The 26,793-nt window shown below is 59.5% G+C and carries 18 protein-coding genes; 4 read left to right on the forward strand and 14 right to left on the reverse strand.

Features of this window, described 5'->3' with window-relative positions; translation table 11 throughout:
- The first annotated feature begins 51 nt into the window (after positions 1-51).
- The gene (asd, locus tag OOT55_RS11365) at positions 52-903 is read left to right on the forward strand and encodes an archaetidylserine decarboxylase (protein WP_265365988.1); all 852 of its coding nucleotides are present in this window, start codon (positions 52-54) and stop codon (positions 901-903) included.
- A 65-nt stretch (positions 904-968) separates the two neighbouring features.
- On the opposite strand, the gene OOT55_RS11370 is transcribed toward asd, so the two are convergent.
- From OOT55_RS11370 to gltB, 4 genes are all read right to left on the reverse strand, one after another.
- Positions 969-2,336, reverse strand: a complete 1,368-nt coding sequence (locus OOT55_RS11370; protein WP_265365989.1) for an HD-GYP domain-containing protein — start codon at positions 2,334-2,336, stop codon at positions 969-971.
- Positions 2,337-2,665: 329 nt separating this feature from the next.
- Entirely contained in the window at positions 2,666-3,733 is a 1,068-nt protein-coding gene (gene hemE / locus OOT55_RS11375) for a uroporphyrinogen decarboxylase (protein ID WP_265365990.1), read from the reverse strand.
- Positions 3,734-3,882: 149 nt separating this feature from the next.
- Positions 3,883-5,301, reverse strand: coding sequence for an FAD-dependent oxidoreductase (locus tag OOT55_RS11380; protein ID WP_265365991.1), 1,419 nt, complete (start codon positions 5,299-5,301; stop codon positions 3,883-3,885).
- A 99-nt stretch (positions 5,302-5,400) separates the two neighbouring features.
- On the reverse strand, positions 5,401-9,855 hold the full coding sequence (gltB, locus tag OOT55_RS11385) for a glutamate synthase large subunit (protein WP_265365992.1): 4,455 nt from the start codon (positions 9,853-9,855) through the stop codon (positions 5,401-5,403).
- 484 nt (positions 9,856-10,339) lie between these two features.
- Between gltB and OOT55_RS11390 the strand changes: the two genes are divergently transcribed.
- Positions 10,340-12,229, forward strand: coding sequence for an Ig-like domain-containing protein (locus OOT55_RS11390; RefSeq protein ID WP_265365993.1), 1,890 nt, complete (start codon positions 10,340-10,342; stop codon positions 12,227-12,229).
- Between the two features lie 41 nt (positions 12,230-12,270).
- Here the strand turns inward: OOT55_RS11390 and OOT55_RS11395 are convergent, their stop codons facing one another.
- The 8 genes from OOT55_RS11395 to OOT55_RS11430 form a co-directional block, all read right to left on the reverse strand.
- Positions 12,271-13,842: an SPOR domain-containing protein gene (locus OOT55_RS11395; RefSeq protein ID WP_265365994.1), complete on the reverse strand. Its 1,572-nt coding sequence runs from the start codon at positions 13,840-13,842 to the stop codon at positions 12,271-12,273.
- Between the two features lie 26 nt (positions 13,843-13,868).
- Positions 13,869-14,975, reverse strand: coding sequence for a 3-dehydroquinate synthase (gene aroB, locus OOT55_RS11400; protein WP_265365995.1), 1,107 nt, complete (start codon positions 14,973-14,975; stop codon positions 13,869-13,871).
- A 68-nt stretch (positions 14,976-15,043) separates the two neighbouring features.
- Positions 15,044-15,556: a shikimate kinase AroK gene (gene aroK, locus OOT55_RS11405; protein ID WP_265365996.1), complete on the reverse strand. Its 513-nt coding sequence runs from the start codon at positions 15,554-15,556 to the stop codon at positions 15,044-15,046.
- Positions 15,557-15,559: 3 nt separating this feature from the next.
- Positions 15,560-17,695 (reverse strand): type IV pilus secretin PilQ family protein, encoded by a 2,136-nt coding sequence (gene pilQ / locus OOT55_RS11410; RefSeq protein ID WP_265365997.1) that lies wholly within the window; start codon positions 17,693-17,695, stop codon positions 15,560-15,562.
- 36 nt (positions 17,696-17,731) lie between these two features.
- Complete coding sequence (locus tag OOT55_RS11415) at positions 17,732-18,265, reverse strand: pilus assembly protein PilP (RefSeq protein WP_265365998.1); 534 nt, start codon at positions 18,263-18,265, stop codon at positions 17,732-17,734.
- The gene (locus OOT55_RS11420; RefSeq protein WP_265365999.1) at positions 18,258-18,881 is read right to left on the reverse strand and encodes a type 4a pilus biogenesis protein PilO; all 624 of its coding nucleotides are present in this window, start codon (positions 18,879-18,881) and stop codon (positions 18,258-18,260) included. The genes OOT55_RS11415 and OOT55_RS11420 overlap by 8 nt, the downstream gene beginning before the upstream one ends.
- A gap of 2 nt (positions 18,882-18,883) precedes the next feature.
- Positions 18,884-19,459, reverse strand: coding sequence for a PilN domain-containing protein (locus OOT55_RS11425; RefSeq protein ID WP_265366000.1), 576 nt, complete (start codon positions 19,457-19,459; stop codon positions 18,884-18,886).
- Positions 19,459-20,526, reverse strand: coding sequence for a pilus assembly protein PilM (locus OOT55_RS11430; protein WP_322113808.1), 1,068 nt, complete (start codon positions 20,524-20,526; stop codon positions 19,459-19,461). Before OOT55_RS11430 ends, OOT55_RS11425 begins: the two co-directional genes overlap by 1 nt.
- Before the next feature lie 154 nt (positions 20,527-20,680).
- Here OOT55_RS11430 and OOT55_RS11435 point away from each other — a divergent pair, with 154 nt between their 5' ends.
- Positions 20,681-23,191, forward strand: a complete 2,511-nt coding sequence (locus OOT55_RS11435) for a penicillin-binding protein 1A (protein ID WP_265366001.1) — start codon at positions 20,681-20,683, stop codon at positions 23,189-23,191.
- A gap of 40 nt (positions 23,192-23,231) precedes the next feature.
- Here the strand turns inward: OOT55_RS11435 and OOT55_RS11440 are convergent, their stop codons facing one another.
- Together OOT55_RS11440 and rpmE are read right to left on the reverse strand one after the other, a co-directional pair.
- Complete coding sequence (locus OOT55_RS11440) at positions 23,232-23,918, reverse strand: thermonuclease family protein (protein WP_265366002.1); 687 nt, start codon at positions 23,916-23,918, stop codon at positions 23,232-23,234.
- A gap of 175 nt (positions 23,919-24,093) precedes the next feature.
- Complete coding sequence (gene rpmE, locus OOT55_RS11445; protein ID WP_123638371.1) at positions 24,094-24,309, reverse strand: 50S ribosomal protein L31; 216 nt, start codon at positions 24,307-24,309, stop codon at positions 24,094-24,096.
- A 246-nt stretch (positions 24,310-24,555) separates the two neighbouring features.
- Here rpmE and OOT55_RS11450 point away from each other — a divergent pair, with 246 nt between their 5' ends.
- Positions 24,556-26,763, forward strand: coding sequence for a primosomal protein N' (locus OOT55_RS11450; RefSeq protein ID WP_265366003.1), 2,208 nt, complete (start codon positions 24,556-24,558; stop codon positions 26,761-26,763).
- Positions 26,764-26,793: the final 30 nt, after the last annotated feature.

Here is a 26,793-nt window from a genome sequence, read left to right on the forward strand (position 1 = left end):
TTTTGATATGATGGCGCCCCCGGAAACCGACCCTGCAGGCCCCCTGACACCATGAATGAAAAACTGTTCGCTGCCCTTCAGTATATCACCCCTCAGCACGGACTCTCCCGAGCGGCGGGCTGGTTGGCCAGTCAGCGTACGCACTGGATCAAGAACACCTTCATCGAGTGGTTCATTCAACGGTACGGTGTGGATATGAGCGAAGCGCTGGAGGAAAACCCCCGCGCCTATACCCACTTCAATGACTTCTTTACCCGGGCCCTCAAGCCGGAGGCCCGTCCGATTGACGGGGCAACGGACAGCATTGTCTGCCCCGCTGACGGCGCCATCAGCCAGCTCGGCACTATTGAGGATGGGCGGATTTTCCAGGCCAAAGGCCAGATGTACACCACCCGGGAGCTGCTCGGTGGTAGCGAGACATTGGCTGCCGAGTTCGACAACGGGCAGTTTGCCACCATATACCTGTCGCCCAAAGACTATCATCGCGTTCATATGCCCTACGGCGGCCAGTTACGCACCACGGTTGCAGTCCCCGGGGACCTGTTTTCGGTCAATACCGCAACCGCCCGTCAGGTACCGCGGCTGTTTTCACGCAATGAACGACTGGTCACTATTTTCGACACCGATATCGGCCCCATGGCCGTAGTGTTGGTCGGTGCCATGATCGTGGCGGGCATCGAAACCGTCTGGGGCGGAGAGGTAGCGCCGGTCAAGCGCTGCATCCAGACTCAGGACTTCCGACCCCGAGCCCCCATCACCTTGAACAAGGGCGAGGAGATGGGCCGCTTCAAACTCGGTTCCACCGCCATCGTGTTGTTTGGCAAGAACCGGGTACGTTGGGATGCTGCCTATGAGGCCGGTAGCGGCACTCGTATGGGTGAGCGGCTAGGTAGCCGGTTGTAGGGGATGGCAAAGCCCCGGGCCCCTGTCGGCGAGATAGTCGTGCCCGACATCGGGTCGGGCGCGGCTCAAGGGGTGAGTTTGTCGAGCAGAGACATCAGACCGGACTTTTCCTTCTTGAGGATATAGTTGTCTCGTATTGCGGCGATATCGACATCGTAAGAGCCGGGCTCGAGATCCCGGGCGATTTCAATCTTCTCCACTTCCGCCGGTGTTTTCTTGCCCGAATCGATTTGCGCCTGTTTACGCCTGTCGTCCTCGGCCAGGTCGATCAGTTGCGGGGCTATCGGGGATTTGACCGCATCCAGCACCAGCATGATCTTGGGTTTGAGTCGCCGCTCAAAATTCTGCTCCACCACTACGCCCACTTCGCCTGTGCTCAACTCCACCAGGGTGCCGGTGGGGTACAGGCCGATGGCGCGGATAAACTCCACCACCAGCTCTTCCTGAAACTGGGTGTTGCGCAGTTCGTACAACTTGCTGACGGCCTTGGACGGTGCAATGGGCTGGCTGGCGCCCCGAGGATTGGTGGTGTTGTCGTAGAAGGTGACAATACCGGCGATCTTGCCCAGCAGGGGAATCTTGTCGCCCTGCAGGTGCAGCGGAAAGCCACTGCCGTTCAAACGTTCGCAATGGGTTTTGACCACACTGATTACCCGTGGCTCCACGCCCGGCGTCTTGCGCAGTATCTCAACGCCCTGCTCCACAAAGGTTTCATAAAGGCGTTCTTCATCGGCCGAGCGGGCAACTTTGGTCAGTAGTCCCTGATCGAGCTTGACCTTGCCCACATCCTTGAGCAGAACACCCATGGCAAGCACGTCCAGGTCCCGTTTGGGTAGGCCGATATGACGCCCGAACAGAATCGCCCAGACCGAACAGCGAATGGCATGGCTATAGGTGTATTGGTCTTTCTCCTGCACGCGGGACAGCCAGGTGAAGGCATCGGGGTTGCGCAGGACACTGTCCACCATATCACTGGCCAGCCGCTTGGTCTCGACAATCGGCACCCGATGCAACTCGTTGTTACCCAGGTAATCGAGCACTTCGCCCACGGCATGATAGACATTCTGATGCAACTGTCGGGCGCGCTTGATCTCTTTTTTGAGTGGCAGGACCGGTGGGTATTGATTGCGCTGAATGCGCAAAGGGGCCACTTTGACGTTGGCCGGCGTGTGGACATTTTCCCGGGCACTGATCCGGCTGCGTAAACTCTCCTGGGGTAGCGTCTGCAGGTTGGAGGAGACCGGAGGACGACCTTTCACGACGTCGATATAGACGTGTTTACACAGGCTTTTCAGTTGTTTGATTTCGTCCAGATCACGGACATAGAAACCTTGCAGCGGAAATGGAGTCTGAGTCCACGGACGGTCGAGTCCGGAGACATACATGCCAACAGTGACTTCGTTGACGTCAACTTTGACTTGCTTGATTCCCACGCGTTGTCCTCTCTGCCGGCGGTGCGGCAAAAAATCCGTCTATGGCGCCAGTTTAGACAAAAAACGGGCCGGAGGATAGGGATAGTGGGGCATGCAACGGACGTCGTCAAGCCTGTCGGAGGGCTATACAGCCGCGATGAGAAAGGGGTCACAGGGTTCGGTTACAGGATTTGCGATCAGTTCAAATCGCGTCCGGGCCGAGAAGGGGAAGCCCTTTCAAGACACGCCGTAAACCCGTCCCTGGGGGCTCGACGCGCGGAGTCCCTCCGCTTACGGTCTTGAAAGGGCTTCCCCTTCCCGTCCCTCTGTGCCACACAAAAACTTTTTACTTACTGACCGTGGTACTCGGCCGACAGCTCGTGGACGGCGCGGATGAAGGCGCCGGCGTGTTCGGGGTCGACTTCCGGGGTGATGCCGTGGCCGAGGTTGAAGATATGGCCGGAACCCTTGCCGTAAGAGGCCAGAATCTGACCGACTTCCTCGCGAATCCGCTCGGGGCTGGCGTAGAGAATGGTCGGGTCCATATTGCCCTGAAGAGCGACCCGGTCACCGACCCGGGCGCGGGCGCGACCGATGTCGGTGGTCCAGTCCAGACCCAGGGCGTCAGCGCCGGTATCGGCCATGGCCTCCAGCCATTGCCCACCGCCCTTGGTAAACAGAATCACCGGCACCCGGCGCCCTTCGTGCTCACGAATCAGGCCTTTGACGATCTGCTCCAGGTAACGCAGGGAGAACTCCTGATAGGCATTGTGGGACAGGGCCCCGCCCCAGGTATCGAAAATCTGCACCGCCTGAGCGCCCGCCAGAATCTGACCGTTCAGGTAGCGGATCACGGACTGGGCCAGGGTATCGAGCAACTGGTGCATCAGATCGGGGCGGTCGTACATCATCTGTTTGGCACGGCGAAAATCCCGGCTGGAGCCACCTTCAATCATGTAGGTGGCCAGGGTCCAGGGGCTGCCGGAAAAACCGATCAGCGGTACCCGGCCGCCCAACTCGCGGCGAATGGTTTTTACCGCGTCAAGCACATAGGGTAAATCCGCTTCAGGGTTGATCACCTCCAGCGCATTGATATCCGCCTCGGTGCGTACCGGCTTTTCAAATTTCGGGCCTTCACCCGGCTCGAAGTACAGGCCCAACCCCATGGCATCGGGGATGGTGAGAATGTCGGAAAACAGTATGGCCGCATCCAGCGGGTAGCGCTCCAAGGGCTGCAGAGTCACCTCACAGGCCATGTCCGGGTTGCCACACAAGCCCATGAAATTGCCCGCCCGCTCGCGACTGGCCCGATATTCCGGCAGATAGCGACCGGCCTGACGCATCATCCACACTGGGGTGACGTCCACCGGTTCATGGGCCAGAGCGCGCAGGAAACGGTCGTTTTTCAGCTCGGTCATAGTAATGGTCCGGTACAGTCGGAGAACGGGGTAGGGGAGCGGCGGATGCGCTTCGCTTATCCGCCCTACGCGTGGCTGCGGAGGTGTCGTAGGGCGGATCGGTCCGACGCCTCGGAGTGCGAAGCTCGCATCCGCCGTCACCCAAGTTTTTACACTTCGAGGTAGTCCATAATCCCTTCGGCCGCTTCGCGCCCTTCCCAGATGGCGGTCACCACCAGGTCGGAACCACGCACCATGTCGCCACCGGCGAATACCTTCGGGTTGGAGGTCTGGAACTTGTACTGCTGGGTTTCCGGCGCTTCCACACCACCCCAGTCGGATACCTCGATGCCGTGTTCGTCAAACCAGGGCGCGGGGCTCGGGCGGAAACCGAAGGCGATCAGCACCACATCCGCCGGCAGCACTTCCTCACTGCCTGGAACCGGCTCGGGGCGACGACGCCCATTTTCATCGGGTTCTCCCAGTTCAGTGGTCACCACTTTCACACCCTCGACCTTGTCTTCCCCGACAATGGCTACCGGCTGGCGATTGAACAGGAACTGCACGCCCTCTTCCTTGGCGTTGGCCACTTCGCGGCGCGAACCCGGCATGTTCTCTTCGTCGCGACGGTAGGCACAGGTCACGCTCTCGGCCCCCTGGCGAATGGAGGTGCGATTACAGTCCATGGCGGTGTCGCCACCACCGAGCACCACAACGCGCTTGCCTTTTACGCTGATGAACTCTTTCGGATCTTTCTCGAAACCGAGGTTGCGATTCACGTTCGCCACCAGAAACGGCAGGGCATCGTGAACGCCAGGCAGGTCTTCTCCGGGGAAACCACCTTTCATGTAGGTGTAAGTGCCCATCCCCATAAACACCGCGTCGAATTCCTCGAGGATCTCGTCCATGGTGATGTCTGTGCCAACTTCGGTATTCAGACGGAACTCCATACCCATCTCGGTGAAAATTTCGCGCCGACGGGTCATGACATTTTTTTCCAGCTTGAACTCCGGGATACCGAAGGTCAGCAGACCACCGATCTCCGGGTAGCGATCAAACACTACCGGTTTGACGCCGTTGCGCACCAGCACATCGGCACACCCAAGTCCGGCCGGGCCGGCGCCGATGATGGCGACTTTCTTGTCGGTCCAGGTCACTTTGGACATGTCCGGCTTCCAGCCCATGGCGAAGGCGGTATCGGTGATGTACTTCTCGGCATTACCGATCGTGACCGCACCAAAACCATCGTTCAGGGTACAGGCACCCTCACACAGGCGATCCTGAGGACACACCCGACCGCATACTTCCGGCAATGAGTTGGTCTGGTGACTCAGCTCAGCGGCTTCAAAAATGTTGCCCTCGGAAATCAACTTCAGCCAGTTGGGAATGAAGTTGTGCACGGGGCACTTCCATTCACAATAGGGATTACCGCAGGAAAGGCAGCGGTGGGACTGGCTGGCTGCCTGCTCCTGATCAAACGGTTCGTAGATTTCCACAAACTCGTGCTGGCGCACTTCCATGTCTTTTTTGGCCGGATCCTGACGGCCCACATCAATAAACTGGAAGTTGTTGTTTAAACGTCCGGCCATAATCACTGCCTCAGCTAATCGGTGGGAGCTCGCGCCGCAATGGCTGGCGAGCTCTCTATCATTCTCATGTCCCGGGTGCCCCCGAGCCCGCGTGCGGATTTATTCGCCACGCTTTTCCAGGTCGTTGAGCAGCCCATTCAGGCTCGCCGCCTTCGGCTTCACCAGCCAGAATTTACCGATGTAGTCATCGAAGTTGTCGAGCAGGTGTTGGCCCCACTCACTGTCGGTTTCCGCGGTAAACTCGGCAATCACGCCTCGTAAGTAATTGCGGTGCGCCTCAAGGGATTCGCAATCTACCCGATGGATATCCACCAGCTCGTGGTTATAGCGATCAACGAAACTGTTGTCTTCATCCAGCACAAAGGCAAAACCACCGGTCATACCCGCACCGAAGTTCACCCCGGTGCGACCCAGCACGGTCACCACACCACCGGTCATATACTCACAGCAGTGATCGCCCGCGCCTTCCACCACCACGTGAGCACCGGAGTTACGCACGCCACAGCGCTCGCCGGCCTGGCCGGCTGCGAACAGCTTGCCGCCGGTTGCGCCGTACAGACAGGTATTGCCCATAATGCTGGTGTCCTGCGACTTGAAGCCGGAGTTGCGCGGTGGGCGCAGCACCAGTTTACCGCCGGCCATGCCTTTACCGACGTAGTCGTTGGCGTCGCCTTCCAGATAAATGTAAAGGCCGCCGGCGTTCCATACGCCCAGGCTCTGCCCGGCCACACCGGTCAGTTTCAGCGTGATGGGGTTGTCCGCCATGCCCTGGTTGCCGTGACGTTTGGCAATTTCACCGCTGATCCGCGCGCCGATGGAGCGGTCGCAGTTGGTCACGGTAAAGGCGTACTCACCACCGGACTTGCGCTCGATTGCCGGCAGCACTTCCTTGACCATGGCCTCGGCCAGCTCGCCTTTGTCGAACGGCTCGTTGCGATCCACGCCACACATCTGGGGCTTGGTTTCCAGGAACTTGTCGGTGTACGTAATGCGGCTCAGATCCAGACGCTTCTGCTTGCTGGTCTGGCCTTCAATGGCCTCCAGAAGATCGACACGGCCCACCAGCTCGCCCAGACTGCGCAGTCCCAGACGGGCCAACCACTCGCGGGTTTCTTCGGCGATAAACTTGAAGAAGTTCATCGCCATTTCAACCGTGCCGATGTAGTGGTTCTGGCGAAGGTCGTCGCGCTGCGTCGCCACACCGGTGGCGCAGTTGTTCAAATGACAGATGCGCAGGTATTTACAGCCCATTGCCACCATCGGGCCGGTACCGAAGCCGAAGCTCTCGGCGCCGAGCATGGCCGCCTTGATGACGTCCAGACCGGTTTTCAGACCGCCGTCGGTCTGCACCCGGACCTTGTCACGCAGGTCGTTGGCGCGCAGGGTCTGGTGAGTTTCACTCAGACCCAACTCCCAGGGGGAGCCCGCATAGCGGATGGAGGTCAACGGACTGGCCGCGGTACCGCCGTCATAGCCGGAGATGGTGATCAGGTCCGCATAGGCCTTGGCCACGCCGGCGGCAATCGTGCCGACCCCGGGGCGGGATACCAGCTTCACAGACACTTGCGCATCCGGGTTGACCTGCTTGAGGTCGAAAATCAGCTGCGCCAGATCTTCAATGGAGTAAATGTCGTGGTGCGGCGGCGGTGAAATCAGAGTCACGCCGGGTACCGAGTAGCGCAGCCGGGCAATCAGCTCGTTCACCTTGCCGCCGGGCAACTGGCCGCCCTCACCGGGCTTGGCGCCTTGGGCGACCTTGATCTGCAGCACTTCGGCATTGACCAGGTAATGCGGGGTCACGCCGAATCGGCCGGAGGCGATCTGCTTGATCTTGGACACCTTGTCGGTGCCAAAACGGGCCGGATCTTCCCCGCCCTCACCGCTGTTGGAGCGGCCACCGAGACGGTTCATCGCCTGAGCCAGACACTCGTGCGCTTCCGGTGACAGCGCGCCGAGGGACATGCCCGCGGAATCGAAGCGTTTGATGATGGCTTCGATGGGCTCCACTTCGCTCAGCGGAATGGCCTGAGCGCTGTCTTCTTTGACTTTCAACAGGTCACGCAGCGTCGCCACCGGGCGCTCATTGACCAGGCTGGAGTAATCGCGCCACAGGCTGTACTCGCCCGTCTGCACGGCACGCTGCAGGGTCTGGATCACGTCCGGGTTGAAGGCGTGGTATTCCTGACCGTGAACGTATTTGAGGATGCCGCCCTGCACCAGGGGCTTGCGGGCCAACCAGGCGGTGCTGGCAATGATCTTCTGGTCTTCTTCCAGATCCGGGAAACCGGCGCCCTGAATACGGGACTGAGTGCCCTCAAAACAGGTGTCCACCACTTCATCGGCCAGACCGACGGCTTCGAACAGCTGAGCGCCCCGGTAGGAGGTGATGGTGGAGATGCCCATCTTGGACAGAATTTTCAACAGCCCTTTGTCGACCCCCTTGCGGTAGCCCTTATACGCCTGATCGGTATCCAGTTGCAGCTCGCCGGTTTCCATCAGGTTGTTGAGCACGTAGTAGCTCAGGTACGGGTAGACCGCAGTCGCACCGTAGCCAATCAGGGTCGCGATCTGGTGGGAATCTCGGGCCGTGCCGGTTTCAACGATGATGTTGGCATCGCAGCGCAGGCCCACCTTGGTCAGGTGGTGATGCACGGCACCGGTAGCGAGCAGCGCATGGATCGGCAACTGGCCTTTTTCCAGATTGTTGTCGCTCAGTACCAACAGTACCTTACCCGACTTTACCTGTTCGGCAGCGTCGTCGCACAGCTTGGCGATGGCCTGCTTGAGGTTGTACTGAGCCGGATCGTAATTAAGCGACAATACCGATGCCTCATAGCCCGGACGCGGGATGTCCTGCAGGGCACGGAATTTGGCCGGAGACAGAACCGGTGAGCGCAGGATCACCCGGTCGGCGTGCTCTTCGGTCTCTTCATAAACCGACAGTTCACGCCCCAGACAGGTCTCCAGAGACATGACGATGGCTTCGCGCAGCGGGTCAATGGCCGGGTTGGTCACCTGGGCAAACTGCTGACGGAAGTAGTCATACAGCGGGCGCTGTTTGGCCGACAGTACCGCCATGGGAGTGTCGTCACCCATGGAACCAACCGCTTCCTGGCCGCCCTCGGCGAGCGGACGCAGCACCTGGTCACGCTCCTCAAAGGTGACCTGGTACATTTTCATGTAGGCCTTGAGCTGCTCTTCGGTCAGGCCATTTTCGGCCACATCGTCTTCCAGCGTGGACTCGATGCGCAGCGACTTCTCTTTCAGCCACTGCTTGTAGGGCTGACGGCCCTTGAGCTGCTCATCAATGTCCTTGGTGTGGTACAGCTTGCCGGTTTCGGTATCCACCGACAGAATCTGGCCCGGCCCGAGGCGGCCCTTGGCCACGACGTCTTCCGGCTTGTACTTGTACACGCCGACTTCCGAGGCCACGGTAATAATGTCGTCTTTGGTGATCACCCAGCGCGACGGCCGCAGGCCGTTGCGGTCCAGGGTACAGACGGCGTAGCGGCCATCGGTAATCACCAGGCCCGCCGGGCCATCCCAGGGCTCGACGTGCATGGAGTTGTATTCGTAGAAGGCGCGCAACTGCGGGTCCATGTGTTCGACGTTCTGCCAGGCTGGCGGAACCAGCATGCGGACTGCGCGGTGCAGCTCCATGCCCCCGGTAATCAGCACTTCCAGCATATTGTCCAGGCTGGACGAGTCAGACCCCTCCCGATTGACCAGCGGCGCGACGCGCTCGAGATCCGGCAGCAGCGGTGTGCTGAACTTGGAAGTACGGGCCACGGACCAGTTGCGGTTGCCCATCACGGTGTTGATTTCACCATTGTGGGCCAACATCCGGAACGGCTGAGCCAGCGGCCACTGAGGCAGCGTGTTGGTGGAGAAGCGCTGATGGAATACGCAGATGGCCGTTTCCAGGCGCGGGTCGGCCAGGTCGGCGAAGAATTTGGGCAGATCCACCGGCATCATCAACCCTTTATAGGAGATGACGCTGGAGCTGAAACTGGCGATGTAGAACGCTTTGTCTTCGGCCAGACGCTTTTCGGCCTGACGGCGGGCGAGGAACAGCCGGGCGTTGAACTGCTCGAGACTCAGGCCGCCGTCGTTGTTGATAAAAAGGTGGTTGAAGCGTGGCAGGGACTCCAGGGCAATCGGCCCCAGGCAACTACTGTCCACGGGCACATCACGCCAGCCAGCCGGGCTCAGTTCCTGAGCGCGCAGCTCTTCCTCAACCACATCCCGCGCTTTCTGGGCTCTCGCGTCATCGGTGCTGAGCATGATGGCGCCCACCCCGTAGACGTCGGTCAGCTCGGCACCGCAAGCCTCTTTGGCGACGGTACGCAGGAAGCCATCCGGCTTCTGCAGCAGCAGACCGCAACCGTCACCGGTTTTGCCATCCGCCGCAATACCGCCGCGGTGGGTCATGCAGGTCAAGGACTCGATGGCAGTTTCCAACAGGCGATGACTGGCCTTGCCCTTCAAATGGGCAATCAAGCCAAAGCCGCAGTTGTCTTTAAACTCATCTAACCTGTAGAGGCCCGTGGTCATACGCTGTCTCTCTTGATACCGATAAAATCCGGAGTGTGACACAGCTCACACCCCAGACAAAAAAGCCCCTCCAAAAAGGGGCCAGGCAAATGGGCGCAGCATATTACCCGCAAGTGGCCCCAAAGGCAAGACAAGCGGGATCCTCAGCACCCAACAATAAAGCGAATTTCGGCGAAATCAGGAGTAAATTCAGGGAATTTCAGAAAACGGTCGCTAACGGTCCCGCACCGACCGGTCCGACCGGATCAATCGGCGGACGCATGAATAATGGCATTGTGCCTCACCGGTGCCGCCCGCAAACGGCCTAAAACCACCTGACAAGCTGCACAACCAAGCTATCACAAATCCCGCTCAATGCCTACAAACTCGCTCAATGGGCCATCTGAGGGTGCCAGCGTACTTTATTCCGCCTCAAATCTAGGCTAAGTTAGGTTCGTGTTATAACACCCGCTTATTAAAAACACCGGTAATTCAGGAAGACACCATGAATAAATTAACTTTTAGGAGCGCAGGCTTCAGCATCTTTGCCGCGCTGATTCTAAGCCTCGCCCTGGCAGGCTGCGGCAGTGACGACAACGATTCACGTCTCGACAACATCAACAATAACGGCAACACCGGGGGCGGCTCCGATGATGGAGGTACCGGCGATAGCAGCGGCGACAATGGAGGAGACGGCGATACGGAAGATCAGACCTCCCAACTTGGACGGGGCGTTGGCAGCAACTTTGTAGAAGGTGAAATCGCCGTTGACTTACCATCGGATAGCTCCTTATCCGCAGGTGGGAGCACTATCTTGGAAGTCACCCTCGTCAATGACCAGGGCGACCTCATCAACGAGCAGGTGACTGTCTCCTTTAGCTCAAGCTGTATTTCTTCAGGTGGTGCCAGACTGCTGGGAACAGACGAAGAGTCTGAGACGGCCGTCACTACCAGCACTGGTAGTGCCTCCGTCACATATCAGGCAACAGGCTGCGTCGGAGAAGATGAAGTTGTAGCAAACGCTTCTAGCGAAAGTCGTTCGGGCATAAACAGCGCCAGAGCCACCATAAACGTTGAACAGGATACTCTCGACCAGGTTCAGTTTATCGGGGCGTCCCCCAGCGTCATTGGCATCAGAGGGATGGGCGCACAAACGACAAGCTCAGAAGTCGTATTTAAGGTAGTTGGGGCCAACGGAAGTCCGATGCGAGAGGTACCGGTGACATTCGCTCTAAGCTCAAACGCTCCTGCCGGTGCAAACCTGGCCAACGACAGCGGAACCACTAACAGTGAAGGCGAAGTTACAGCCAGAGTCAGAGCCGGAACTGGGGCAGGCGTTGCGAATGTCATTGCAACAGCCAACGGCGTCTCCACCCTTTCTCGGCAACTTGTGATCACCACTACTATTCCAACACAGCGCCACACCAGCCTATCGGCGTCAGACCTTTACCCCGTAGCATGGAACACTGATGGTGTGGAAAGCGAGCTCACTATTCGTTTGGGGGATCAAAACAACAACCACATTCCCGAAGGCACCGCCGTTTATTTCACTGCCAGTGCCGGGGTTGTTGATGCAGAGTGCCTTACCGGAGAAAACAGCGCCTGCTCTGTCACCTGGAGAAGTCAAGGCCAGCGCCCGATGGGATCCGGCGGAGTAACATTGCATGAAGAGCCACCTTATGCTCGCTGCCCCGGCACCGAGGAGTGTCGCGCCGGCCGTGTTTATGTGCTCGCATCCACAGAGGGCAACGAGTCGTTTATCGACATTAATAGCAATGGCCTTTTCGATGTAGGAACAGACCTCTTTGCGGCAAATGGAAACTGCGCCCCGAGCGTCCCAAGATCCTATATCCCACCCGCGCCCATTGACCAAGCATGCGATGACCTTGGACCATCTTATCTGGATACCAACTTCAATGGCACCATGGAAAATGATGAAATCGTGCGCGACCCCACAGAGAGAAACAACCTCTACAACGGAATTCTGTGCCGCTCTGAGGATCATGAAGCGGGCCTCTGTAGCCGGGAGGGCATCACTATTCGAGAGAGCACTATGCTGGTTATGGCCAGCCCATGGAGCAACCCGCTCATCCCGGGCTTGCCGTCGAGCGTAGAGTTGGGGCTTAATGAATCGGCTCGATATGACCTCATAATCGCAGACGAAAATGGAAACGGCATGCCCGCTGGCACACAAATCGAAATTAATGAAGAGTTTGCGGAGAATGTCACCTTCACTTTGAGCCGAGATACCCTGGGCGAATCTTCTGAACCGTCGAGAGTCTCGCTTCAATTGAAAGCCGATGACACTGAATCTGTTACAGGGTCGTTCGTTCTAAGTATTACCTATGAGGGTGCTCAGACCAACTACGGTCCGATTGAAATCACAGCGCCGTAATATATTTGCCTGACCGCCGGTGGCCCCCCACCGGCTACCACTTACAGCCCGCGACTTTCCTTAATTTCTTCATGTATATCAGACATGACGCGGGGCCAAGGTCCCGCCTTCCTCTGCTCTTCAGGTAAGTCTCTGATGGCCTCTCTGGCCGACTCAGTGCCTGAATAGCGACCGGTTACCACCACAAACCAGGGTTTCCCCTGACGGCGGGTTTCGAAGCTCAGGAGCTGTTCCCGGTTGGGCTGCGCCTCAATATAGCGATCCACCGATGCCCGGGAGCTGGCACCCAGGAGTTGCAGGGTGTACTCCGAAGCGCGCCAGGAGAGCAGCACCTGCTCATCTTCCGGGATGTCGGGCAAGCTGGAAGCCTGAGCAACGGTCGACTCTTCCGAAGGGGGTTGCTCAGCCGGCGTTTCCGCCTGGGCCGCTGGCGCCGATACTTCCTCGGGCTCAGACGCTTCGTCAGGCTGTGGGGTTTCCGGACGCTCCTCGACCGACGGTTCGGGGGACAACAATTCCGGTTGCGCCCGCTCTGGCGTGACCGGTGTTGGTGTCTGGGTGGTTTCCGCAGAAGGCTCTGGCCCTGTGCGGTTGGACGCCTCGTTGTTGGACGACAGCGTCAGGGTCTGGGTTTCTCTCGACTCGGGTAGCCGTGTTGTGGATTCACGCTCTGCGGTTTCGGAATCGCCCTGGTAGATAAACACCATCAGCAACACACCGAGCAGCACGGCAATCACCACGATGTGCACCAGCGGCAGGGCATTGCGACGCGTACCCGGCATGCCCGAGCTGGCGCGTGCCGAGACCGACTCAAGCAACCAGCGACGGGCCTGCTCGTGCAACCGCGGCAGCCGCCCCTCGGCGCGACGCCACCAGGGCTCAACCTTTTCCTCGGTGAACAGCTCCGGCCCCATATAGTCGGCCATCTCCATGCGGAAATTGAGGTAATCGGTGGCTTCCTCAAGGGAGAATGGCGAAAGTTCAAAGTCGTGGATCAGCACGTCGTGCATATTGAACTGATCCAGGCGCGACACCATCTCGGAGTCAGCAAACAGTACGATGTGCAGGCGCCGACCGGTGGAATCCTGCCCCTGCAGCAGACTGATCAGGGCGCCGAGTGTTTTCTCGTCCAGGTGGTGGGCATCATCGATGATCGTCAGCGCCAGGCGGTCCTCTTCGTCCGCTACCTGGGCGAAATGACGCAGCGCGGCCAACAGGCGTCCTACTGAGGGGTTTTCGTCCACCGAGAGGGCAAAGTGCCGGGCCATCTGCCCCAGCACCGCTTCGGCGCCCGCGCCGGGCTCGGCGGCGAGCAGGCAGATTTCATCGTCAAATTGGAAGCTGTTGGCCAATTCAAGGGCAACGCGACTTTTACCCACGCCGGGCTTGCCCAACACCGCCAGCAAGCTGGCGCTGAACTGACACAGATGCTGCAGTTGTTCCAGCAGGGCGCGTCGGCCACCCCCCCCAAAAAACGCAAACTCCGGATCGTTTCGGAAGGGGTCTTCACTCAAACCATAATATTGACGATAGTCCGCCACAGGGGAATCCGGGATGGCCGACTGAGCCGCGACGCCGTCTTGATCCGAGCTGTCTGTTGGGCCGGTATTCATAAACGCTCTCCCGGAAAGGGTGTTCGCTAGGCGCCCGGTGGCGCCGTGTTTTCATCCGCCCGACAAGCCGCGAATGTCTCCTGTAACAGGTCCTGCTCGATATCGCTGGTAATCAGCGCTTCGCCAAGCCTGCTCAGCAGTACCAACCGAAGCCGACCATCGAGCACTTTTTTGTCGACGCCCATCAGTTGCAGGAAATCCTCCGGCGTCATACTGGCCGGGGCCTTCACCGGCAGGTGCGCCCGCTCCAACAGACGGATAATCCGCGCCAGTTCATCGCCACTGATAGCGCCGCGGCGGTGCGACAGATCTGCCGCCATGACCATACCCGCAGCGACCGCCTCGCCGTGCAACCAGACGCCATAGCCCTGGTGGGTTTCAATCGCGTGGCCAAAGGTATGCCCCAGATTGAGAATCGCGCGCAGCCCGCCTTCTCGCTCATCCCGGGCCACAACCCGGGCCTTGTTCTCACAGGAGCGCTTGACCGCATAGGCCATGGCTTTCGGGTCCCGAGCAAGGAGGTCGGGCAAATTCGACTCCAGCCACTCGAAAAACTCCCGGTCGGAAATCAGGCCGTACTTGATGACTTCGGCGATACCGGCCGACAGTTCACGCGGTGGCAGAGACTCCAGCACGGACATGTCGGCGATCACCGCCCGCGGCTGGTAGAAGGCTCCAATCATGTTCTTGCCAAGCCGGTGATTGACACCGGTTTTGCCCCCGACCGAGGAGTCCACCATGGACAACAGAGTGGTCGGCAATTGAATGAAGTCCACACCGCGCTGATAGCACGCGGCCGCGAAACCCGCCATGTCACCGACCACGCCACCGCCCAGTGCCATAATCGTCGTCGTACGGTTGTGACGAGCCTCCAGCAGGCCATCGAAAATCAGGTTCAGAGTCTCAAGATTCTTGAACGATTCGCCATCGGGCAACACGGTGGTATCGACCTGATAACCATCCAGAAGTTCGATCAAAGCGGGCAGGTAAAGCGGTGCGATGGTGTCGTTGGTGACGATATACACCTGTTTGGCACGCACATGGCGAATCAGCAGCTCACGGTTCTTCAGGAGCTGCTCACCAATATGAATCGGGTAGCTGCGATCGGCAAGATCGACGGTCAGAGTCTGCATAGTCGGCACTGCACTCGGGTTGTCAGAAAACCCTCATCTTAGCACACCGCCCGCCACTTTAACCGCGCTCAAGCCTGACTGATGCGCTCGGCAATATCGCGCGCTACGGCCTTTGGCGGCCGCCGATCGGTAACGACAACCCAGTCGGCCACGGCACGATACAGAGGGTCGCGCTGCTCAAGCAACTCGATGATTTTCTGGCGAGGATTGTCCACCTGCAACAGTGGACGTTTTTTATCCTTGGCGGTGCGTTCGACGAGATGCTCAACAGAGGCGGTCAAATAGCAAACGCGACCACTGCGGTGCATCACTTCAGCGTTTTCGGGACGCAATACAATGCCACCGCCGGTGGCGATTACCGCACCGGGCTCCTCCGCCAGCTCGGCCAGCACAGCCGACTCCCGGTCACGAAAACCGGACTCGCCTTCAACATCAAAGATCCAGGGAATATCGGCGCCGGTGCGCTGTTCAATAACGCGGTCGCTGTCGTAGAAGGGGACTTTCAACTCGGCCGCCAAAAGGCGGCCGATGGTTGATTTGCCGGCCCCCATGGGGCCGACCAGAAACACATTATTGGGCATGGATCAGTCAGTTAAGGTATCAGCCATAATTTTGGGAGTAATGAATACCAGCAGCTCGCGCTTTTCCTGACTGGTAATGTCCCGCTTGAACAGTCTACCCAGAACCGGGATATCGCCCAGGAACGGAACCTTGTCCTCACCCTCGACCTGTTCAACCTGGAAGATACCACCCAGCACGACGGTCTGGCCATTCTGTACCAGCACCTTGGTCATCACTTCGGTCACGTCGATCGTGGGAATACCGGACGCCTGGTTCAAAGCGCCCACCGAGTCCTGATTGATCACCAGATCCATAATGATCCGGTTATCGGGTGTGATCTGGGGGGTTACATCCAGCTTCAGCACGGCCTCTTTGAAAGCCGTCGTAGTCGCGCCACTGGCCGACGCTTCCTGGTAGGGAATTTCGGTACCCGACATGATGGTCGCCTGCTGCTTGTCGCCGGTGATCACCTTGGGCTGGGAGACGATTTCAGCCTGGCCATTGTTCTCCAGAGCGGACAATTCCATATCGATAAAGGCGCTGTCGGACAGTACGCTGAACGCGAAGCTGCCCGCGGGGTTATCGACCCCAAGGTCTACCATCATATTCTCTTCGAGGTCGAGGCTACCACTACCGGTGAGCCACTCGGCGGGGGAACCCGGGTTGGAATCGAGACCGGCGGTGGATCCGGCCACTTCCACCAGTGTATCCGAGGAGCGATCAAAGCCGACCCCACCCCAGCGAACACCCATTTCGCGCCGGAAATCCGTATTGGCGATCACCAGACGCGCCTCAATCATCACCTGACGGATCGGGATATCGATCTGCTCCACCAGACGCTTGAAGGCTTCGATACGTTCAGCGGTATCCGTAATGATGATCGAATTGGTGCGTTCATCGACGATGGCATCCCCTCGATCGGACAGGACACTGCCGGTAGCGCGATTGCCCCCCTGACCGCCAGACGAACCGCCGCTACGACCGCCTTCACCCTCTTCGCCGCGGAACAGTTCAAACATTTCCCGGGCATTGGCGTAGCGGACCCGGATGTACTCGGTGCGCAGCGGTGCCAGCTCTTCCAGCTGCTGACGGGATTCGAGTTCCTGACGCTCACGCTCGGCGATCTCCGCCGCCGGCGCCACCATCAGGACATTGCCGTTCTGGCGCTTGTCCAACCCCTTGGTTTTGAGCACCAGATCCAGAGCCTGGTCCCAGGGCACATTGTCCAGACGCAGGGTAATGCGGCCCTGAACCGTGTCACTGGCCACCAGGTTCAAGTCGGTAAAGTCGGCAATGATCTGCAGGACACTGCGCACTTCGATATCCTGGAAGTTCAGCGACAGCTTGTCACCGGTATAGCTGAACTCCTGATCCCGCGCTTCTATTTCCCGCTCGGTCAGCGGCTTCACACTGATGACATACTCATTGTCGGCCTGGTAGGCCATGTAGTCGTATTCGCCATTGGCATCGATATTCAGAATGGTTCCGCGACGATCCTGAGAGGCGGACACCATGGTTACCGGTGTAGCAAAGTCCACCACGTCCAGGCGCCGGCGAAGTGCTTCCGGCAGATTGACCCCGCCCAGCTCAAGCTCAATGCCTTTGGCCGTCTCGGTGACATCGGCACTGATGTTGTCATCGGACAGGTTGATGATCACCCGGCCTTCACCTTCTTCACCACGGCGGAAGTCAATATTGGTAACCCGAGGCTCATTGTCGGCGCGCGGGGCCGTTTGCGACTGACGGTCACCCGCCACACTGGTCGCCTGGGCGGGGCGGGATACATAGCCGCCCTGGGCCGCACCGACCTCCAGTACGTAGGTATTGCCGTCGACCCGCGCACTGTAGGTGGTCAGCTCACTGAGATTCAGAATCAGGCGTGTGCGCCCCTGAGAACTGAGCACCAGGGCACTTTTGCTGTTCTCGAATGACAGTGGAAAACGGCGCTGTTCCAGGGCGCTGCTCACTTCCGGGAAGTCCAACACGATGCGCGCGGGCTGCTCGATAGTGTAGCCCTCGGGCTCGGGAGGCACGTCATCGAAATCCATTCGGACTTCGAATCGCTCCCCCGGCAGCTCCGAGAACTGGATGTTATTCAGTGACTTGGCCCACAAAAACGAAGGCGCCAGACAGACCAGTAACAAGGCTAGATTTCGCATGGTTAACCCCAATAAGCACAGTGCTCGCATGATGGCCTATTCCTTTTCTTGTAATTCAATAATTCTGGGACGCTCGACCCAGCCGTTGGCGCCATCGGCGACGATTTCCAAAAGTTCAATCTGTGACCGCGATGCGGACACGATGCGTCCGTGATTTTTACCCAGGTAGTTGCCTTCCGTGACTGCGTGTACACCTCCCTGGCCGTCGTTGATCAACGCCCAAAGCTGACCACCTTTGGTCAAGGTGCCAACCATGGTCAGGTTGGCCACATTGAAGCTCTCCAGATATTCTTTCTCCCTGTTCAGGTCCGGCTGAACCTGTTTACCGCTCAGTTGGGCACGCCGCTCTTCTTCGCGAACCGGCGGATCAAAAGGACTGCGCAGCGTCATGGCGCTATAGGTGAAAGGCCGGTAAGGCTGAAACGCCGGCAAGGGTTCAATCTGGCCGGCAGGGCGCGCTTTGGTCTGCTGGATGTACTGCTTCAAGTCGCGGTGATCGGATGAGCTACCACAGGCGGTCAGCGCGGCCAGACAGATGGCTAAACTGGTAAACGTTATAATTCTATTCATCACTAGATTCATCCTGTGACTTATAGCGATAGGTCTTCGCCCCGATCTGCATGGTCAGCGTGCCGCTGTCTTGTTGGCGGGCAATCGTGAAGTTGTGCAGCGTCACGATACGCGGCATACCGGCAACACCACTGACGAATGTACCCAGGTCGTGATAACCCCCTTCAACGTCAATGCTGATGGGCAGCTCCACGTAATACTCGGATTGCTGCTCGGACTCCAGGCGGATACTGTTGATGTCCAGTCCGCTTTCCGACCCTCGGGCATCGATGTCTTCCAGCAGACCCGGCACTTCGGTATCACTGGGCAAGCGGGACAGTAGCGCACCAAAGGACTTTTCCATCTCGACCATCTGGGCGCGGTACTCCTCCAGGTTGGCAGCCTGGAAGCTCTTGGTCTCAAATGTCTGACGCAGGCTGGACTCTTCCGCCACGACACGATCGAGTTGGGCGTTCAGATCTTTGACTTTGAGGTAATAGGTCAGCGCAAAGACCACAACCACCAGCAGGACACAGACAAAAATCTTACCCGGCAGGGGCCAGACGCCAATACGCTCAAAATCGATGTCATTGACATCAAAGTTTTTCAACTGCTCCAGGGTATCGGAAAACGCCATGATCAGTTTCCTCCCTCATCAACACCGGCCTGATCTGTCGGCGCTGACGTGCGCACCGACATTCTGAAGGCATTTGCCTGTTCACCCTGCTCCGGCGCGGCAGTCACCGAACTCAGATTGGGCGCCGCGAACCAGTCGGACTCATCGAGATTGCGCATAAAGCTGGAGACCCGGTTATTGGACTCCGCAATGCCTTCCAGCAGAATCACCTCACCCTGACGTTCCATTCGATTCAGATAGACACCATCGGGCACCGCGCGCACCATTTCATCAAAGTAGCGCACAATCACCGGTCGCTTGCCTTCCAGGTCCTGAATCACCCGCATCCGGGCCAACAGTTCATCGCGCTTCTCGCGCAACTCCCGGATTTCCGCCACCGCCGCTTCCAGCGCCGAAATTTCGGTTTGCAACAGACGGTTGCGTGCTTGCTGATCAGAAATCGAGGATTGAATGCCGGACACCCACAAATAGGCCACCAGACCCGCGAGAATCAGAACGCCCACCAGAATGCCGATGAATTCTTTTTTCTTTTCCTGGCGGTAGGCTTCCCGCCAGGGCAACAGGTTAATTCTTGCCATCAGTCGAAACTCCTCAGCGCCAGGCCGGCCGCGATCATCATCGAGGGGGCATCATTGGCCAACGCGACCGCGTTCACTTTCGAGGACACCGACATATTGGCAAAGGGGTTGGCCACCAGAGTTTGGGTACCGAGCTTTTCTTCAATCAGCCCGACCAGCCCCTCCATGGACGCGACACCACCAGCGAGCACGATGTAGTCCACATCGTTGTACTGGCTGGCGGAAAAGAAAAACTGCAATGAGCGGGTTACCTGCTGGACCACGGCTTCCTTGAAGGGACCCAGCACTTCTGACTCGTAATCATCCGGCAGGCCACCCTGCTTCTTGGCCAACCCGGCTTCTTCCATTGACAGGCCGTACCGGCGCTGGATTTCTTCCGTCAGTTGTTTGCCCCCGAACAGTTGCTCCCGGGTGTAAACGGTGCGTCCATCGACAAGCACGCTCAGAGTGGTCATGGTGGCGCCGATATCAATGACCGCGACCACCTGGCCATCCTGATCTTCCAACTGTTCCGCCACCAGGCTGAAGGCCCGCTCCATCGAGTAGGCCTCCACATCGACCACTTCCTCCTGAAGATCCGCCAATTGCAGGACATTGACCCGTAGATCGATGTTTTCCCGCCGACAAGCCGCCAACAACACTTCCACCTGCTCGGGGTTACGGGGCGATTCGCCCTGCACCTCGAAATCGATGGCGACTTCCTCCAGAGGGAACGGAATGTATTGATCGGCCTCTATAGAGATCTGAGTCTCCATGGCGTCGTCGCTGAGCCCCGCCGGCATGTCGATCATTTTGGTGATCACAGCAGAGCCGGCAACCGCCACGGCCGCGTGCTTGAGCTTGGTTTTGGATTGCTTGACCACCGTTCGGACCACATCCGCGACCGCTTCGGGATCGTTGATGTTTTTCTCGACCACCGCCCCGGGGGGCAGCGGGCGTACGGCATAGGTCTCCACCCGGTAGCGGTCACCGTGTCGGCTGAGCTCCAGAAGCTTGACCGACGTTGAACTGATGTCCAACCCCAAGACCGGCTTCGCCCTTTTTTCCAGGAAGCTTAGAATGCCCATTTTTCTATCTATATCCGTAACTTAGAGGAAGTTTATGTTATAGGACTTTAAGTTAAGCCTGCAACAAGACCGCGCATATGTAAACAGGCAAAAAGCCCGTATAATGCGGCGACTTGCCGCCATTTTCGCTAACCTATTAATTCTCATAGAAAAAATGCCTATCAAAAAGTCTTATCTGAACCTGCTTTTCTGGTTGTTTATCGCCGGAACTGGCGCCTCCCTCACCGTTTTGGCGGGGTTGTACCTCTATCTGAGCCCCAAATTGCCCCCCGTGGAGAGCCTCAGGCAAGTTCAATTACAGACCCCTCTGAGGGTTTATTCAAGCGACGGCAAGCTGATTGGCGAGTTTGGTGAACAGCGTCGTACACCGGTTTCGTTCGAAGAGCTGCCGGACCTTTATATTAAAGCGTTATTATCCGCCGAAGATGCGGAATTTTACGACCATCCGGGCGTATCTATTCGCGGACTTTTGCGAGCCGCGTCACAATTATTGAAAACAGGTGAGATTCAATCGGGGGGGAGCACCCTCACAATGCAATTGGCAAGGGATTTTTTCCTGAGCCGGGAGCAGGTTTTTTCCCGTAAATTCAACGAGATCCTGCTGGCTCTTCAGATTGAGAACGAGCTCACAAAACAGGAAATTCTTGAGCTGTTCAGCAACAAAATGTTCTTTGGCAATCGCGCTTACGGTATTCAGGCGGCGGCGCAGATTTACTATGGACGGGACATCGACGAACTGGAGCTTCATCAGTGGGCCATGATTGTGGGCGTTCTCAAGGCGCCCTCGGCCTACAACCCCCTGGCGAATCTGGAGCGGGCCATGATCCGGCGCAACTGGATCCTGGGCCGCATGCTGGAGCTGGGGCATATTGATCAGGCCACTTATGAAATCGCCGTCAACACGCCGGACGATGCCCGCTATCACGGTGCCACCCTGGAACTCTATGCGCCCTACGTCGCGGAGCTGGCCCGCCGCGAAGCCGTTGACCGGTTCGGAGAAAATGCCTACAACGCGGGATACAAGGTCTACACTACAATCCACAGCGACTATCAGGCGGCCGCCCAGCAGGCGGTGGTCGACGGCCTGCTGACGTACGACTGGCGCCACGGGTATCGCGGCCCGGAACAACAGCTCGGCGAACGCCCGGAAGACCTCTCAAGCTGGCGCGAGCTGCTCTCCGACACCCCGGTCTACGGAGGGTTACTGCCCGGTCTGGTGCTCTCTCTGGAAGAGCGCTCCGCCGAGATCCTGCTGGCCAATGGCGACACCATAGAGCTGGGATGGGACCAGAGCCTGTCCACGGCACGCCGTTACCTCAACGAAAACGCTCGCGGCCCTCTGCCCGAGACCGCGAGCGATGTCCTGGCGGTCGGCGACCTGATCCGCCTGCGCCAGATTGGCGGTGTCTGGCATCTGCGCCAGTTGCCCCAGGCCCAGGCCGCACTGGTCAGCCTCGACCCCCGGGATGGCGCCGTCCGCGCACTGGTGGGCGGGTTTGACTTCCGCCAGAGTAACTTCAACCGCGCCCTGCAGGCTGCCCGCCAACCGGGCTCCAGCTTCAAACCGTTTGTTTACACCGCCGCGCTGGAAAACGGCTTCACCCCGGCGACCATCGTCAATGACTCACCCATTGTCATTGAAGATGCAAGCCTCGAGGGCGCCTGGCGCCCGGAGAACGACGGCGGGACCTTCCTTGGACCCACCCGGCTGAGAGAAGCGCTGTACCGCTCTCGCAACCTGGTCTCGATCCGGGTTCTGCGCAGCATCGGGCTATCCGCACTGCTCGACACCCTGGAGAAATTCGGGTTTGACCGCGAAGCGCTTCCGCGCAACCTGTCTCTGGCGCTGGGGAGTCATGCCCTGACGCCCATGGATATGGCGCGTGGCTATGCCATCTTTGCCAATGGCGGCTTCCGCATCGCGCCCTATCTGGTCGAGCGTATTGAAGACGACCGCGGCGAACCACTGCATGTCGCCCGCCCCGCCACAGTCTGCGAGGACTGTGAGCGCGAGCAGGAAAAAGAGGAAGCCCCCGTCAGCCTGATCGCGGACATCTACGCCAGCGAGCCGGAGCGCGCTGCCGAGGCAGGTCCAGACGACCGGCTGGCACCGGAGCAACCCGCCCAATTGAGCTTGCTTGACGAAGGCGAAACAACCCTGGAACCGCTCCCTATCGCCCCGAGAGTACTGGATGAGCGCACCGCGTTCATCATAGACTCCATGCTCCGCGACGTGGTGGCCCGGGGGACCGGCCGTCGCGCCCGGGTACTGGACCGGGCCGACCTCGCCGGCAAAACCGGGACGACCAATGGCCCACGGGACGCCTGGTTCGCTGGCTATAACCCCGAGCTGGTCACGGTTGCCTGGCTGGGCTTCGATCAGAACACCCCGCTGGGTCGGGGCGAGTACGGCGGCACGGCCGCACTGCCGATCTGGATTGACTACATGCGGACCGCGCTTGCCGGCAAGCCGGACCGCCCGGCGCCTCAGCCCGACGGTATTGTGACCGTGCGTATTGATCCAGAGAACGGCCAGCGGGCGCAGCCCGGGGACCCGGATGCGATCTTTGAGATTTTCCGTGCGGAGGAAGTGCCGCCCTACAATGACAATGGTAACGGCAGTAGCAGCAATGACAGCGAGCGGCTTCCGGAAGAGCTGTTCTAGTGGGCTGTGCGGCTAATTCGGTAGTGAGTCACGCGGCCCACTAGCGCGCGTTGAAACGCTCAATGGCATAACCGGAGGGCACGGACATCACCAGAGGCTTGAAGCCTCGGCTGACCGCCCGGCTTCCGGCGCGGCTGGCCACCCAGCCCCGAACTTCGACCGTCTGGCCGACCACCAGGGGCTGAATCCCGGACCGTACCGTTTCGGGTACCTTCAGGACGAGGGGCCCGTCCAGCTCCAGCCAGACCGAGCCACCGCCGTGGCTGATATCCGTGATCGTGCCACGAATTCGCTGGAAACCGGTGTGCTTCAAGGTCAGATCGCCCGTCTTGAGGGCCGGCCACTGACCTTCCGCCCATAGCCCCCGGGATGCCTCCCGAGCACCCCGCTCGGCCTCAGACAGGCAGGGCGCCAGCGACATATTCGGAGGTATCGCGACATGAAAGCCCAACCCCCGATGCAACAGCTCGGCCTCCAGACTCACCCCCTCCTCCGTAAACAGGTGCCCCAGAGTACGGCCGTAGTGGTCTTTCCGCTCCTGGTCGTACGCCAGCAGCACCTCGCTCTGCGCCAACTGCTTCTTCAATTCGTCCCGCGCCACCTCTGCCAAAGGCTCCGCTGGTCGGCCATCCCGCGCCAGCTCCGGGGCGTTGATACCGATCAGGCGCACCCGTCGCCCATCCGCAAGGCGCACGCTGTCGCCGTCGTGCACGTGGACCACCTGCACAGCCTCTCTTTCCAGCCCTTTCGGTAACGGGCACGCGGCACCGGACAAGGGCCCGAGCGCCAAGAGGGCCCCCAGAAAAGCGCCACAGGCTTTCCATAAAAAAACGCCGGGGGCTCTCGCCCCCGGCGTTTTTTTATCGCTCGTCAGCAACGGCCCAGAGGCCATGCCAGGCGCCTTACTTGGCGGCGATGCGGCTGCCGAAGCGCTTCTTGAAGCGATCGATACGGCCGCCAGTGTCCACCACTTTCTGCTTACCGGTATAGAAAGGGTGACATTCTGAACAAACGTCAACCAGAAAATCTTTACCCAGCGTAGAGCGGGTCTTGATGGTGTTGCCGCAGCTGCAGGTGGCAGTTACGTCTTCGTATTTGGGGTGCAAATCAGCTTTCATGGTGAATGCCTTTCATCTTTGTGCCGCCACTCAGTCGACCTGGACCAGTCAAAAAGCACAGGATTTTGCCGAGCACCGCACAACGGTTAATGGATACGGCTGGTTTTGAGAGCTGGGCATACTACCAGAAACGCCCGGCAACGCAAGGACTTTAGGGTATTTTTCATACAGCGACCAACGCTGCCAAAGCGGCCTCCAATCGGTTATTCTGGGCGCCTTTTGGATCCAACCACTCAACGGGAGTTCATGGCCGCCCCCACTGTTCTGGAAATCGCCCTGCCGACCCCTCTGCGCCGCCGGTTTGACTACCTGCCGCCCGAAGGGGTGGGTGCCGCCCAACTGAGGCCCGGCCAGCGCGTCCGGGTGCCTTTCGGCAACCAACGCCTGATCGGGCTCATTCTTCGGGTTAAGAGTGAGTCTTCACTTCCGCTGCAGAACCTGCGCCCGGCCGAGGCCCTGCTCGACACCTCGCCGCTGCTACCGGACGACCTCTGGCGCCTGTGCCTCTGGGCGGCCGATTACTATCAACACCCCATTGGTGACGCACTGCACACGGCCCTACCGGTACTCCTGCGCCAGGGCGAGCCCGATCGGGAAAAAGGCGAGCCTTACTGGCAACTGACCACCGAAGGCAAAGGCCTGCCCGAGGGCGCCCTGAAGCGGGCTCCTCGCCAGGCGGAACTGCTCGCCGCGCTTCAGCAAAGAGGGGCGCTGAACCGGGCGGATCTGGCCGCCCTGGGTATCGCCCGCAGCCACGTCAAAACACTGGAGGCCAAAGGGTTGGTTTTCAGCCGTGAGCAAGTACTCACACCGCCCCCGGAACCCAACATTCTGAGGGATACCCCGCTTACGCTGAGCGATGAGCAGGCCGCCGCCCTGGCCCGGATTCCAGAGGACGGGTTTCACATCAGCCTGCTCGATGGCACCACCGGCAGCGGTAAAACGGAAATCTACCTGCAGGCCATCGCCCGCACCCTGGCGCAGGGTCGGCAAGCGCTGGTGTTGGTGCCGGAGATCGGCCTGACACCCCAGACCCTGGCCCGCTTTCAGCGCCGCTTCGCCCAACCCGTGGTGGCCCTGCATTCGGGTATGAACGACCGGGAACGGCTCGATGCCTGGCTGCAGGCCCGGGACGGTCGAGCCCGGATCGTGATTGGCACCCGATCGGCCATTTTTACTCCCATGGCCCAACTGGGCATATTGATCGTGGATGAAGAGCACGACAGCTCTTTCAAACAACAGGACGGCTTTCGCTACTCGGCCCGGGACCTGGCGGCCATGCGCGCGCACCGCCTGGGCATTCCGCTGGTTCTGGGCAGCGCCACCCCCTCGCTGGAAAGCCTGCACAACGCGCGTACCGGCCGTTACCATTACCTGCGCCTGACCCACCGGGCGGGCAATGCCCAGGCACCGGAGCTGTTACCCCAGGATATCCGGCGCCAGCCCCTGGATGAGGGATTCAGTGCCGAAACGCTGGCGCAAATCCGGACCACACTGGAAGCGGGCAACCAGGTACTGGTGTTCCTCAACCGACGCGGCTACGCTCCGACGGTGGAATGTCCGGACTGCGGGTGGTTGGCTGAATGCAACCACTGCGACACCCGTCTCACCCTGCACCAGACGCCGCGTCACCTGCACTGCCACCACTGCGATCATCAGCGCGCGGTTCCCCGGGCCTGCCCGGCCTGCAAAAGCACTCGCCTGCAACCTCTGGGACAGGGCACCGAGCGCAGCGAGGAAGCCCTGCAGCGCCATTTCCCGGACACACGGGTGCTGCGGGTCGACCGGGACTCCACCCGGCAGAAAAACGCCTTCCGGGACCTGGTGGACGAAGTCCACCGCGGTGACCCCTGCATACTGGTCGGCACCCAGATGTTGGCCAAAGGCCATCACTTCGCCGACGTCACACTGGTGGTGATCCTCGATTCCGATGCGGGTCTGTTCAGCACGGACTTCCGCGGCCCGGAGCGCATGGGACAACTGCTGCTGCAGGTCGCCGGGCGCGCCGGACGCGCCGACAAACCGGGCCAGGTGATCATTCAGACGCACCACGCCGAGCACCCCCTCATTCGCACCCTGCTTGAACGGGGTTACCACGCCTTCGCTGAACTGATTCTGAGTGAACGTCGCCTGACCGGCCTGCCACCATTCCGGCACATGGCGCTGATCCGCGCCGAATCCAAGCGACCGGAAAACGCCGTGGCCTTCCTCAAACAGGTACGCACCCTGGCCGAACAGCGCCATCCCCCGAATCATGAGCTGGGGTACCTCGGCCCCCTGCCGGCCATGCTGGAAAAACGGGGCGACCGCTTTCGGTACCAATTACAACTGAACGCCGCCAACCGCGGGGTACTTCAACAACTCCTCAGACAGTTGGCCCCCGATATGGAGCAACACGCCCTGGCCAAGCGAAACCGCTGGTCCATTGATGTGGACCCACAGGATATGAGTTGAACTCACAGGGCCCCATCGGGTGCCGATTTG

It is taken from the genome of Marinimicrobium sp. C6131 (assembly GCF_026153455.1).
Lineage (GTDB): Bacteria > Pseudomonadota > Gammaproteobacteria > Pseudomonadales > Cellvibrionaceae > Marinimicrobium.